Raw genomic sequence first — 11,526 nt, 5'->3', positions numbered from 1 at the left:
CTTGGCACGCGGTTAGCGCTGTGAGGGCGCAGAGGGCGGCTGTGGCGGTGGTGAGGGCCGGTCGGCGGGGCATGGGGTGGGGCTCCGTTCTTGGGTTGCTGGTGGTGTAAGGGTGGCATACGGAGGGTGTTCGGCGGGGTGGGTTATCCACAGGTTGCAGGTTGTTGCAGGGGTGGGTGGGAGGGGGTGGGAGGATGCGGGTATGTCGCCTATTGGTCGTCGTCGGGGTCGGGGGATTTTGGGGGGTTCGGGGGAGAAGAAGGTGGTGGTGCCGCCGGAGCCGCACCCGTCGGGGGCTCGGGCGCCGGGGGTTCCCAGGGAGCTGGTGCCGCGGCATGTGGCGATCGTGATGGACGGGAACGGGCGGTGGGCCAAGCAGCGGGGGCTGCCTAGGACCGAGGGGCACAAGGCGGGGGAGGCCTCGCTGCTCGATGTGATCAAGGGTGGGATCGAGATCGGGGTGAAGTACATCTCGGCGTACGCGTTCTCGACGGAGAACTGGGCGCGGTCGCCCGAGGAGGTGCGGTTCCTGATGGGGTTCAACCGGGAGGTGATCCATCGGCGCCGCGACGAGCTGGATGCGATGGGGGTCCGGGTGGTGTGGTCCGGGCGGCGGCCGCGGTTGTGGAAGTCGGTGATCGACGAGCTCGAGTACGCGCAGGAGCGGACCAAGGACAACGACACGATCACCCTGCAGTTCTGCGTGAACTACGGCGGTCAGGCGGAGATCGCCGACGCGATGAAGTCGATCGCGGCGGAAGTTGCCGCAGGCAAGCTCAAGCCGGACCGGATCACCGAGAAGACGATCGCGCGGCATCTCTACGCGCCGGACATCCCCGAGGTGGACCTGTTCGTCCGCTCGTCGGGGGAGCAGCGGACGAGCAACTTCCTGGTCTGGCAGCTCGCGTACGCCGAGATGGTGTTCCTGGACACACTCTGGCCGGACTTCGACCGCCGCGATCTGTGGCGGGCGATCGAGCTCTACGCGCAGCGCGACCGCAGGTACGGCGGCGCCGTACCGAACGAGGTCACCGCCGAGGGGTGACCCGCAGGCAGGGTGGTCGACCCGGCTGCGTCTAGGCTCGTTGTGCAAGGCATCGATCATGACGAGAGCGCGGCCCCGACCAGACTGCGCGGCGGACGAAGGACGAACTGATGGCGAACGAGGCGGAATTCGCCCACTACACCGACCAGATCGCGAAGGCGGTCATCGAGGTGAATGCGACGCTACGGTCGGTGACCTACGATCTCGGCGACGATCAGATCGGCCGGGTGCTGGGCAGCCGCTCGGACGATCTCGCGATGCTGAGACCGGGTGTCGACGGCCTGGCCGCGGCCGAGCTGACGGTCCAGCGGGCCGAAGGTGCCGCCGTTGATCCGGCCAAGGGGAACCTGGTCCACACGCTCGCGGCGTACCAGGGCGACGTCGAGGCGCAGTCGGCCCGCATCGGCGGCGTCCAGCGAACGCTGGGTGAGCAGCGCACCGGCACGAACCCGCAGGACCGCCACTGCCTGCAGGCCGGCTCGCAGGCGCTGGAGAGCGCGATGAAGGATCTGGACAGGATCGAGCAGCTGCCCGGTCGGGCGACGGCCGATGTGGCGAAGCTCCGGACCGGCGTCGAGTACCTGAAGAACGTCGTCGATGTCGTCGACAGCCGGGTAGATCAGATGACCGCCCAGCTGTCGGAGGGCCGGCAGGCGGCGTACAAGTTCCACACCGCCGCGCCCGGCGAGCTCGAGCCGTCTACCGACCTCGGGCGGACCATCGGCCGGATGCAGGACTCGATCGCCAAGACGCGCGACAACGCGCAACGTCTGCACGCAGACCTCGCGAAGAGCAGCGCCGGATTCCAGTCGGTTGCCGAGTTCTCCGTCGGCGTCGCCAACGGCGCGCATGCCGAGCAGCAGGACGCAGCCGAGGAAGCCGAACAGCTGGCCGATGCGGTGCGAGCCGGCGTGAACCCGACCGCACGCGCCGACCAGCACCCCGTGGCGCACCAGCCGGAGTCGGATCTGAGCCGCCGGCTCAACGGTCCCGCCCAGGAGGGCGGCCTGAAGCTCTAACGTCCGGGGGACGGCAGCAGACCGCGTTCGATGGCAACCGTCACGGCGCGCGTCCGGTCGTCGACGTCCAACTTGGCGAAGAGCCGCTGCAGGTGAGTCTTCACCGTGGCCTCACCGATGAACAGCTCACGCCCGATCTCCGCGTTGCTGAGCCCGCGAGCCACGGCGGCCAGCACCTCCAGCTCACGGGGCGACGGCGAAGCCGCGGCAGGAGCAGCCGGCGTACGAAGACGAGACATCAACCGCGCCGCAACAGGCGGCGCCAGGACGGTCTCACCACGAGCAGCCGCGCGGATCCCGTTGAGCAGTTCGGCGTGCGGGGTGTCCTTCAGCAGATACCCGGCCGCTCCCGCCTCGACCGCGTGCAGGATGTCCGTGTCGGTGTCGTACGTCGTCAACACCAGCACCCGCGTCGACGGGTATCCGGACACGATCGCCCCGGTCGCCGTCACGCCATCCATCCGCGGCATCCGCAGATCCATCAGTACGACGTCAGGCCGCGTCGACTCGACCAGCGCGACCGCCTCCGAGCCGTCCCCGGCCTCGCCGACCACGGAGATGTCCTCGGTCACCGACAACATCCCGGTCAGCCCCGACCGTACGACCGGATGATCGTCGACCACCAGAACCCGAATCACGCATCCTCCTGCACAGCCGGGATCAACACCTGCACGCGCGTACCGCGTCCCGGCGCACTCTCCACCTGGACCGAACCGCCCGACTCCTCGACCCGCCCGCGCATCGCGTTCAACCCGAACCCGCCGGACACGGTCGCCGGCGTGAACCCGGACCCGTCGTCCCGGATCTCGATCCACACCCCGTCGTCGGACAGCCCGAGCGTGATCAGCACCTGCGTCGCGCGCGCATGCTTGCGTACGTTGGCCAGCGCCTCCTGCGCCGACCGCAACAGTACGACCTGCTGCGCCTGCGGCAGCGCCGCGACCTCGTCATCAGGCAGGTCCAGCGAGACCTGTACGTCGACACCGGTCTCGGTCGCGAACCGCTCCGCCTGCCGCCGCAGTACTTCGGTCAACGTTGCCTCCGACAACGCAACCGGGGTGAACGCGGCAACCAACGCCCGCGCCTCCGCCAGGTTCTCCCGGGCAGTGTCCTCGATCGCCGCCAGCCGCGCCGAAGCATCGGCCCCGCGTGAAAGCTCGACCGCCGCCGCCTGCGCCAGCATCACGATGCTCGTCATCCCCTGCGCGAGCGTGTCGTGGATCTCCCGCGCCATCCGCTCCCGCTCGGCCATCACACCCGCACTGTGGTGTGCCTCGGCGAGCTCGTCCCGCGCGGCCTCGAGCTGCTCGATCAGCTCGGCGCGCTGCTGGCTCTGCGTGATGACCTTCTCGATCCAGATCCCGAACAGCAGGCTGACCACGAGGCTGACCAGCATCCACGGCAGGATCTCCCAGAACGCCTTCCAGCCCCACCCCGCGCTCCACAACTGCGCCGTACCCACGCCGAGTATCAGCAGGACACTGAGCCCGATCCCCTCACGGATGTCCTCGCACAGCAACCAGATCTGCGCCGACCCGATGAACATCAGGAACACCGACTGCGGATAGATCCCGATCAGCACCACCAGCGCCGCGATCAGTACCAGCCGATACGCGTACCGCGGAAGCCGCTCCCGCGACCGGATCGCGGGCAGCCCGATGAACTGGTACGCCGCTCCGAGCACCACGACCGTACCGGCGAACACCGACTGCCGGACCGTCCCGAGATGCCCCAGGAACGACAGCGCCAGCGTCATCCCGAGCAGCACCCAGAAAACGATGTGCCAACCGATCAAGGCCCGGGTCCACACGGGCTGTCCGGCGCCACCGCTCGAGCTCTGCACGGACCCCATCTTCCTCCACAACAGGATCCACACACGAGGTCCGGTCCAGGCAGGCTCCGGCGACAGCTCGGTACGACGCCGGTCCGGAAGGGCCGACGTCGTACCGGTGACCTCGTTCATCAGCCCGCGTCCCGGCGGGTCCAGCGGAACACCCGCTGGGCGAGGAACAGGCCGACGACCAGCCAGATCGACAGCACGATCGCGCCGGTGCCGAGCTGCCACGACTTGGCCGGCTCGGTCAGTTCGAACCCGTCCGGCAGGAACACCGACCGCATGCCCTGGGCCAGCCACTTCAGCGGGAAGATCGCGGCGACGTTGCGCATCCAGGCCGGCAGGCTGGTGTAGACGAAGTACACACCGGACATGAACTGCAGCAGCAGGACGATCGGCGTGATCACCGCGGACGCCGCCTTGCCGGACTTCGGTACGACGCTGAACGCGATCCCGAGCACCGATCCGGACGCCGTACCGAGGATGAAGATCCAGACGAAGTTCGCCCACTTGCCCGGCTCGGTCGGCAGGTCGACGCCGAGCAGCAGCCCGGAGATCGCCAGCAGCAGCGCGATCTGCGCGATCGAGGTGATCAGGACCTGGCCGATCTTGCCGATGAAGTAGGCCTGCGGCGGCATCGGCGTACCGCGGAGCCGCTTGAGCAGGCCTTCGTCGCGCTCCAGCGCGATGCTGATCGAGAGCGACTGGAAGCTGCTCAGGAAGATGCCGGAGGCGATCATCCCGGGGGTGAAGTAGGTCGCGGCGTTGACGCCGTCGAAGTCGGTGTTGCCGAAGACGGCGGAGAAGATGCCGAGGAAGATGATCGGGAAGAAGAACGTGAAGATCAGCGCTTCCCGCTCGCGGAAGAACTCACGGACCTCGAGCTTGGTCCGGGCGACGCCAACCGACAGTGTCGACGGCAACGCCTTCGAGGTCGGGCGCTGCGTGGTTGTCGTGTTCGCCATCAGAGTGCTCCAGCTTCCATCGCGAGTGCGGCGGTGTCGGCGGCGGTGGCCTTGCCGATCAGGTCCAGGTAGATGTCTTCGAGGCTCGGGCGGCGGACCTCGAGCTCGGGAACCTCGCCGCCGAAGCGGGCCATCAGTGCGGCGACCTCGGCGGTCGGCTGGTCGGTGCGCAGTTCGTGCTGTCCGTCGGCGTCGGTCCAGGAGACGCGCGCGGTCCGGGCGCCGCGGCCGCCGAGCGTTTCCGGCGTACCGATCTCGATCATCCGGCCGTCGGCGATCACGCCGACGCGGTCGGCCAGGTGCTCGGCCTCGTCGAGGTAGTGGGTGGTCAGCAGGATCGTGGTGCCCTCGGTACGGAGCTCCTCGATCAGCGTCCAGAACTGCCGGCGGGCTTCCGGGTCGAACCCGGTCGTCGGCTCGTCGAGGAACAGCAGCTCCGGGTTGCCGATGACGCCGAGCGCCACATCGAGCCGCCGGCGCTGACCGCCGGACAACTTGCGCGGGCGGGTCTTGCGCTTCTCCTCGAGCCCGACGGCGGCGATCACCTCGTCGGGGTCGCGCGGGTTCGGGTAGTAGCCGGCGTAGTGGTTGACCAGCTCGGAGACCGTCGACTCGGCCTCGTCGCGGGACGTCTGCAGGACGATGCCGAGCCGGCTGCGCCAGGCCCGGTCGCTGCGTGCCGGATCCGTCCCCAGCACGCTCACTTCACCCTCGTCGGCCCGGCGATACCCCTCCAGGATCTCCGTGGTCGTCGTTTTACCGGCCCCGTTCGGACCGAGCAGGGCGAAGACCTCGCCCCGGTGGATGTCCAGATCGACACCGTCGACCGCGACCTTGTCCGGGTACCGCTTGACCAGGCCGCGCACCCTCACTGCGTTGTCGTTCTCCATGCCTCAACTCTCGCGGCCCGGGGCGGGTCCGCGGGAGCACCGGCTGACGGACTGTGTGTCCACCGACCGGGGGACACGGCGACGTACACGCCGAGGGGGCTGACGGGAGTGGGGGCGGGCAGTTAGGTTCGGGGAATGGCTCAGACGGTGCGTGGCGTGGTGGCGGCGGGCAAGGGTGCTCCGGTGACGATCGAGGAGATCACGATCCCGGATCCGGGTTCGGGTGAGGCGGTGGTGAAGGTCCAGGCCTGCGGGGTCTGCCACACCGACCTGCACTACCGGGAGGGCGGGATCAACGACGACTTCCCGTTCCTGCTCGGGCACGAGGCGGCAGGGATCGTGGAGTCGGTCGGCGAGGGCGTGACCGACGTACAGCCGGGGGACTTCGTCGTACTGAACTGGCGGGCGGTGTGCGGGAATTGTCGCGCCTGCCTGCGCGGGCGGCCGTGGTACTGCTTCAACACCCACAACGCGAAGCAGAAGATGACGCTCAAGGACGGCACCGAGCTGAGCCCCGCGCTCGGGATCGGAGCGTTCGCGGACAAGACGCTGGTCGCGGCCGGTCAGTGCACGAAGGTGGACCCGGCCGCCAAGCCTGAGGTCGCGGGCCTGCTGGGCTGCGGCGTGATGGCCGGGCTCGGTGCCGCGATCAACACGGGCAACGTCGGGCGCGGTGACACGGTCGCGGTGATCGGTTCGGGCGGCGTCGGTACGGCGGCCATCGTCGGAGCCCGGCTCGCCGGGGCCGCGAAGGTCATTGCCATCGACATCGATGACCGCAAGCTGACCGTGGCGCAGGAGCTCGGCGCGACCCACGCGATCAACTCCAAGAACCTCGACCACGACGGAGTCGTCGAGGCGGTCCAGGAGCTGACCGGCGGATTCGGCGCGGACGTCGTGATCGACGCGGTCGGCCGCCCGGAGACGTGGAAGCAGGCGTTCTACGCGCGGGACCTGGCCGGGACGGTCGTGCTCGTCGGCGTACCCACACCTGACATGACCCTCGAGATGCCGCTGCTGGACTTCTTCGGTCGCGGCGGGTCGCTCAAGTCGAGCTGGTACGGCGACTGCCTGCCGACCCGCGACTTCCCGCTGCTGATCGACCTCCACCTGCAGGGCCGCTTGCCGCTGGACCGGTTCGTCTCCGAGACGATCGGGCTGGATGACGTGGAGGCAGCCTTCACCAAGATGCACCACGGCGACGTACTCCGCTCGGTGGTCGTCTTCTAGGCCTGGCGGACGCTGCGGGCGAGGAAGCTGCCCGCGACGATGCCGATCGCGGCGACAGCGGCGAGGTACCAACTCGTCGTGGTGAGCGAGCCTGTCGACAGGTACAGGGTTCCGAAGATCGTCACGCCGCCGACCTGGCTCAGTTGGATGGTCGTGGTCAGTACTCCGCTCGCATCGGCCGCTCTGCTCAGTGGGACGTGGACCAGGGCTTGGGTGACGAGCGGGCTGGCGGACAGCCCCATGCCGGCCCCGGCCAGTACCAACGCGGGCCACACGAATGAACCGGCGCCGGCGTACCCGAGCATGCACAGCGCGAGGCCGGTGGGAACGACCAGGTAATGCAGCCGGCCCGGGAGGGAACGCCAGAAGAACCCGACCAGACCGAAGGTGATGGCGAACGGCAGCCAGGTGAGCCCGGAGTGGAGGGCCGATTCGCCGAGACCGTCCTGCAGGTGCAGGGTGAAGCTGAACATGAACCCGCCGAGTGCCAACAGCGTGCAGGTGAGCGTCGCGATACCCGCCGCGAGGCCGCGGGCACGGAGTACGTCGAGATTCAGGAGCGGATCGTCGACCCGGCGCTCGACCCGGACGAAGACCACCGCGAGGACGAGCCCCGCGCCGAAGCAGACGAACGTCCACCGCGGCCAGCCGAGCTCGTGCCCGATCACCATCGGCAGCACCAGCAGGAGTACTGCGCAGGTCGAGATCGCCAGCCCGGTCAGGTCCAGACGACGCGCGGCCGTCGGACGGTCGGCCGGTACCAGCCGGGGAACCAGGACCGCGAGGAGGATGCCGACCGGGACGTTGATCAGGAAGATCGGGCGCCACTGAGCGCCGAGCAGGTTCGCGGCGAGGAGCAGACCGCCGACGACCAGGCCCGCCACCTGGCCGGCGGACAGCGTCGCACCGTAGGCGGACAGGGCCTTGGCGCGGGCGGGCCCGGTGAAGTGGGTCTGGATCACGCTGATGATCTGCGGCACCATCACGGCCGCGGCGATGCCTTGAGCGAAGCGGAACAGCACCAGCGGCAGGATGGCGGGTGCCAGGCCGCAGGCGAGCGACGCGAGCGTGAACAGCACGACGCCGACCAGGTACATCCGACGGCGGCCGTAGAGGTCGCCTAGCCGCGCACCGGTGATCAGGGTCATCGCGTACGCGACCATGTATCCGCCGACCACGAGTTGCAGCCAGGCGCCGGACGCATGGAAGTCGGTGCCGATGGTGGGCATCGCGACGTTGACGACGGATGTGTCCAGCAAGGCCATGAACTGGCCGAGCAGCAACACGGCGAGCATCAGTCCGCGCCGGGTGCCGACGTCAGCCGGGCGGTCGATCATCACAGCGGCCATCAGGTTTTCTCCCTCGTTGAGCCAGGACGTGGGTATGTACCTGGCGCACCTCGCGGATTCATCGGCCGCGCAGCGATGAATTCCGGCGGGCCGCGCGGTACGTACTCCCACAGACCCCGATCAGTGGGAGGCTCGCGCCGTGGACCGAGACGACTTCGACCAGCAGGTGGCGCCGTACCGGCGTGAACTGCTGGCGCACTGCTACCGGATGCTCGGTTCGGTGCACGACGCGGAGGATCTCGTCCAGGAGACCTTCCTCCGGGCCTGGCGCGCGATCGACACGTACGACGCGGAGCGGGCCTCGCTGCGCACCTGGCTCTACCGGATCGCGACCAACGCCTGCCTGACGGCGCTCAAGGGACGCGGACGGCGTGCTCTCCCGTCAGGTCTGGTCGCAGCGGCGACCGATGCCCAGGCGCCGATCGAGCTGGCCCTCGACGTGCCCTGGTTGCAGCCGTTCCCGACCAGTGGCGACCCTGCGGCGGCCCTGGCAGCCAAGGGGAGTCTGCGGCTCGCGCTGGTGGCCGCGATGCAGTATCTGCCCGCTCGGCAGCGGGCGGTGCTGGTACTGCGGGACGTCCTGGACTGGTCAGCCGCCGATGTCGCGGAGGCGTTGGAGACGACCCCGGCCTCGGTCAACAGTGCACTCCAGCGTGCCCGGGCCCGCCTGGCGGAGGTAGATGTCAGCGAGGACGACGTCGACGAGCCCACCGACAAGGAGATCAAGGCGATCGTCGACGACTACGTCCGCGCCTTCGAAGCCGCCGACGTACAAGAGCTGAGCCGGCTGCTCGCCGAGCGGGTCGTGCTCGAGATGCCGCCGGCGCCGCTGTGGTTCGTGGGGCGCGACGCGTACGGCGCGTTCATCGAGCGTGTCTACGCGATGCGTGGCCCGGCCTGGCGGATGGTGCCGACGACGGCGAACGGCCAGCCCGCCGTCGGCGCGTACGTGCGCACCGACGACGGGCGCTATCACCCGCACACCCTCCAGGTCTTCACCGTCACCAAGGCCGGGATCACGCACAACATCACGTTCTTCGACCAGGGCCTCTTCGAGTACTTCGGGCTGCCGTCACACCTTGAATGAGATCCACAGGTCCGGAGTCGCGTCGGGGTTGCCGGCGATCGGTCGGGCCTCCTGGGTCCAGGCGTCGCCGGATACCTCGGTCGCGACGCGATGCCAGAAGCGGACCGCCTTCTCGTTGTTGCCCTGGAACGCGACATCGCATGGCCCCGGGTGGTTCGACAGCACCTCCTGTACCGCCCGCAGTCCCAGACCGCTCCGGCGTACCGGGCGCACCATGAAGAACGCGTTCAGCACATGTACCGGCTGCTGCAGCGCGCGCATGAAGCAGAAGCCGACCGGGTTCTCGCCGACCGAGATCAGGTACCCGGCCCACTCCCGATCACCGGTGAGAACCTTCTCCAACCACTCGGTGCGGTAGCTGCCGTCGGGCCGCGGCAGCTGGCCCTGGAACTCGGACATGTCGTGGCGGAACATCAACCACAGCCGATGCATCAAATCACGGTCGGAAGGCTGGACCCGGCGCACCAACAGATCAGACATACATCTCCTCAGAACGTCATCAGAACGCAGAAAAGCCTCCCGCCGGAAGAGTCCGGTACGGAAGGCTTACTGTCGTCAGTTTATCAGTTCTGCGGGGCCGTCTCCCCGGCAACCCAGTTCATATCCGGGTAGCGCAGGCCGACCGGGGTCAGCTTCGACAGCCCGGCCACATCCTCCGCGGTCAACGACAGGGTGACCGCCGCCGCGTTCTCCTCCAGGTACTTGCGCCGCTTCGTCCCCGGGATCGGCGCGACATAGTTGCCCTGCGCAAGCACCCAGGCGAGTGCGACCTGGCCCGGCGTGGCGTCGTACCGAGCCGCCACCGAGCGGATCTCCTCGACCAGCGCCAGGTTCGCGTCGAGGTTGTCTCCGGAGAACCGCGGCAGGGTACGGCGGAAGTCGTCGGCCGGAAGCTCCGACGGCAGCGCGCCGGTGAGCATGCCGCGACCGAGCGGCGAGTACGGCACGACCCCGATGCCCAGCTCGCGACAGGTCGGCAGTACCGACTCCTCGATGTCCCGGCTGAACAGCGACCACTCGCTCTGCACGGCGGTGATCGGATGTACGGCGTGCGCCCGCCGGATCGTCTCCGCCGACGCCTCCGACAACCCGAGGTACCGAACCTTGCCCGCCTCGACCAGCGAAGCCATCGCCCCGACCGTCTCCTCGACCGGTACGGCGGGATCCATGCGGTGCTGGTAGTACAGGTCGACGTGGTCCACGCCCAGCCGCTGCAGCGACGCGTCGATCGCGGACCGAACGTACTCCGGCGTCCCGTTCACGCCGCGCTTCGACGGGTCGCGCCCGTCACCCGTGATCCCGAACTTCGTCGCCAGGAACACCTCGTCCCGGCGGTCGGCGATCGCCGCGCCGACCAGCTCCTCGTTCGCGCCGAAGCCGTACAGGTCGGCGGTGTCGAGGAACGTGATGCCGAGGTCGAGCGCGCGGTGCAGGGTGGCGACGGACTCGTTGTCGTCGGCTGCGCCGTACGCATAGCTCATTCCCATGCAGCCGAGTCCGAGCCGGCTGACCTCGGCGCCTTGACTACCCAGTTTCATCAGAATCTCCCAGAAGTTGGCATGGCTCCGCCCGGGTACCCCGAGGTGAGCGCGGAAAAGTTACGGAGTGGCAGTGCCGCCGTACACGTCGATCTTGTAGTCGGTCACTGCGAGGGCGAGCTGCAGATCACGCAGCTGCCGGTGGATCTTGGCGCGGTGCTCCTGCATCAGGGCGAGCCGCTGGGGTGCGGTGTGGTCGCCCTCCTGCACCAGCGCCAGGTAGTGGCTGAGTGTGCCGATCGGCATTCCGGAGGCACGCAGCCGGCTGATGAACACGATCCGCGCCATCGCCCGCCGGTCGTAGCTGCGGTAGCCGGCCGCGTCCCGGCCTACCTCGAGCAGACCGATCCGCTCGTAGTACCGCAGGGTGTGGGCGGTGAGGCCGGTGAGCTCGGCGGCCTCGGCGATCGACAGCTGCTCGGGCAGATCGTCCGGGAGCTCGAGCAGGCAGAGCAGGTCCGGGTCGATCGGTTCCAGCTCCGGGTGGTGTGCCGCGATGGCGGTACGGCGGTCCGTGAGCAGCTCGGTCGCGTTCATGTCTTCGACCGTACGCCTTAGAGCGCACTCAA

At 68.7% G+C, this 11,526-nt stretch carries 12 protein-coding genes; 4 read left to right on the top strand and 8 right to left on the bottom strand.

Annotated elements, in window-relative coordinates; genetic code table 11:
- The first annotated feature begins 265 nt into the window (after positions 1-265).
- The gene (locus ACFWUU_RS03295) at positions 266-1,045 is read left to right on the top strand and encodes an isoprenyl transferase (protein WP_380174259.1); all 780 of its coding nucleotides are present in this window, start codon (positions 266-268) and stop codon (positions 1,043-1,045) included.
- Between the two features lie 110 nt (positions 1,046-1,155).
- Positions 1,156-2,064 carry a hypothetical protein gene (locus ACFWUU_RS03290; protein WP_380172288.1) on the top strand — a complete coding sequence of 303 codons (909 nt, stop codon included), beginning with the start codon at positions 1,156-1,158 and terminating at the stop codon, positions 2,062-2,064.
- Here ACFWUU_RS03290 and ACFWUU_RS03285 read toward each other — a convergent pair.
- Genes ACFWUU_RS03285 through ACFWUU_RS03270 form a run of 4 tightly spaced genes read right to left on the bottom strand, consistent with a single transcriptional unit; the run spans position 2,061 to position 5,753 of the window.
- Positions 2,061-2,702, bottom strand: a complete 642-nt coding sequence (locus ACFWUU_RS03285) for a response regulator transcription factor (RefSeq protein ID WP_137253840.1) — start codon at positions 2,700-2,702, stop codon at positions 2,061-2,063. The two genes, ACFWUU_RS03290 and ACFWUU_RS03285, sit on opposite strands and share 4 nt — an antisense overlap.
- Positions 2,699-4,027, bottom strand: a complete 1,329-nt coding sequence (locus tag ACFWUU_RS03280) for a sensor histidine kinase (protein ID WP_380172286.1) — start codon at positions 4,025-4,027, stop codon at positions 2,699-2,701. The genes ACFWUU_RS03285 and ACFWUU_RS03280 overlap by 4 nt, the downstream gene beginning before the upstream one ends.
- Positions 4,027-4,863 (bottom strand): ABC transporter permease, encoded by an 837-nt coding sequence (locus ACFWUU_RS03275; RefSeq protein WP_380172284.1) that lies wholly within the window; start codon positions 4,861-4,863, stop codon positions 4,027-4,029. Before ACFWUU_RS03275 ends, ACFWUU_RS03280 begins: the two co-directional genes overlap by 1 nt.
- Entirely contained in the window at positions 4,863-5,753 is an 891-nt protein-coding gene (locus ACFWUU_RS03270) for an ABC transporter ATP-binding protein (protein ID WP_380172281.1), read from the bottom strand. The genes ACFWUU_RS03275 and ACFWUU_RS03270 overlap by 1 nt, the downstream gene beginning before the upstream one ends.
- Positions 5,754-5,888: 135 nt before the next feature.
- On the opposite strand from ACFWUU_RS03270, the gene ACFWUU_RS03265 reads away from it, so the two are divergent.
- The gene (locus ACFWUU_RS03265; RefSeq protein ID WP_380172279.1) at positions 5,889-6,983 is read left to right on the top strand and encodes an S-(hydroxymethyl)mycothiol dehydrogenase; all 1,095 of its coding nucleotides are present in this window, start codon (positions 5,889-5,891) and stop codon (positions 6,981-6,983) included.
- Here the strand turns inward: ACFWUU_RS03265 and ACFWUU_RS03260 are convergent.
- Complete coding sequence (locus tag ACFWUU_RS03260; protein WP_380172277.1) at positions 6,980-8,332, bottom strand: MFS transporter; 1,353 nt, start codon at positions 8,330-8,332, stop codon at positions 6,980-6,982. The genes ACFWUU_RS03265 and ACFWUU_RS03260 overlap by 4 nt on opposite strands.
- 139 nt (positions 8,333-8,471) lie before the next feature.
- On the opposite strand from ACFWUU_RS03260, the gene ACFWUU_RS03255 reads away from it, so the two are divergent.
- A complete protein-coding gene (locus ACFWUU_RS03255; protein WP_380172275.1) occupies positions 8,472-9,419 on the top strand; it encodes a sigma-70 family RNA polymerase sigma factor in 948 nt (315 codons plus the stop codon).
- On the opposite strand, the gene ACFWUU_RS03250 is transcribed toward ACFWUU_RS03255, so the two are convergent.
- From ACFWUU_RS03250 to ACFWUU_RS03240, 3 genes are all read right to left on the bottom strand, one after another.
- Positions 9,405-9,899 (bottom strand): GNAT family N-acetyltransferase, encoded by a 495-nt coding sequence (locus ACFWUU_RS03250; RefSeq protein WP_380172273.1) that lies wholly within the window; start codon positions 9,897-9,899, stop codon positions 9,405-9,407. The two genes, ACFWUU_RS03255 and ACFWUU_RS03250, sit on opposite strands and share 15 nt — an antisense overlap.
- An 83-nt stretch (positions 9,900-9,982) precedes the next feature.
- A complete protein-coding gene (locus tag ACFWUU_RS03245; protein WP_380172271.1) occupies positions 9,983-10,957 on the bottom strand; it encodes an aldo/keto reductase in 975 nt (324 codons plus the stop codon).
- A gap of 60 nt (positions 10,958-11,017) precedes the next feature.
- Complete coding sequence (locus ACFWUU_RS03240) at positions 11,018-11,494, bottom strand: MerR family transcriptional regulator (protein WP_380172269.1); 477 nt, start codon at positions 11,492-11,494, stop codon at positions 11,018-11,020.
- Between the last annotated feature and the right edge of the window lie 32 nt (positions 11,495-11,526).

The sequence above is a fragment of the Kribbella sp. NPDC058693 genome (assembly GCF_042715335.1).
In the GTDB taxonomy this organism is placed as follows: Bacteria; Actinomycetota; Actinomycetes; order Propionibacteriales; family Kribbellaceae; genus Kribbella; species Kribbella jiaozuonensis.
This window is presented reverse-complemented; position numbering and strand designations above follow the sequence as displayed.

Excerpts from the sequence above, each read along its gene's own strand:
- ACFWUU_RS03265 (WP_380172279.1), top strand. The coding sequence starts at position 5,889 with ATGGCTCAGACGGTGCGTGGCGTGGTGGCGGCGGGCAAGGGTGCTCCG.
- ACFWUU_RS03290 (WP_380172288.1), top strand. The coding sequence starts at position 1,156 with ATGGCGAACGAGGCGGAATTCGCCCACTACACCGACCAGATCGCGAAG.
- ACFWUU_RS03240 (WP_380172269.1), bottom strand. The coding sequence starts at position 11,494 with ATGAACGCGACCGAGCTGCTCACGGACCGCCGTACCGCCATCGCGGCA.
- ACFWUU_RS03275 (WP_380172284.1), bottom strand. The coding sequence starts at position 4,863 with ATGGCGAACACGACAACCACGCAGCGCCCGACCTCGAAGGCGTTGCCG.
- ACFWUU_RS03280 (WP_380172286.1), bottom strand. The coding sequence starts at position 4,027 with ATGAACGAGGTCACCGGTACGACGTCGGCCCTTCCGGACCGGCGTCGT.
- ACFWUU_RS03245 (WP_380172271.1), bottom strand. The coding sequence starts at position 10,957 with ATGAAACTGGGTAGTCAAGGCGCCGAGGTCAGCCGGCTCGGACTCGGC.
- ACFWUU_RS03260 (WP_380172277.1), bottom strand. The coding sequence starts at position 8,332 with ATGGCCGCTGTGATGATCGACCGCCCGGCTGACGTCGGCACCCGGCGC.
- ACFWUU_RS03250 (WP_380172273.1), bottom strand. The coding sequence starts at position 9,899 with ATGTCTGATCTGTTGGTGCGCCGGGTCCAGCCTTCCGACCGTGATTTG.
- ACFWUU_RS03270 (WP_380172281.1), bottom strand. The coding sequence starts at position 5,753 with ATGGAGAACGACAACGCAGTGAGGGTGCGCGGCCTGGTCAAGCGGTAC.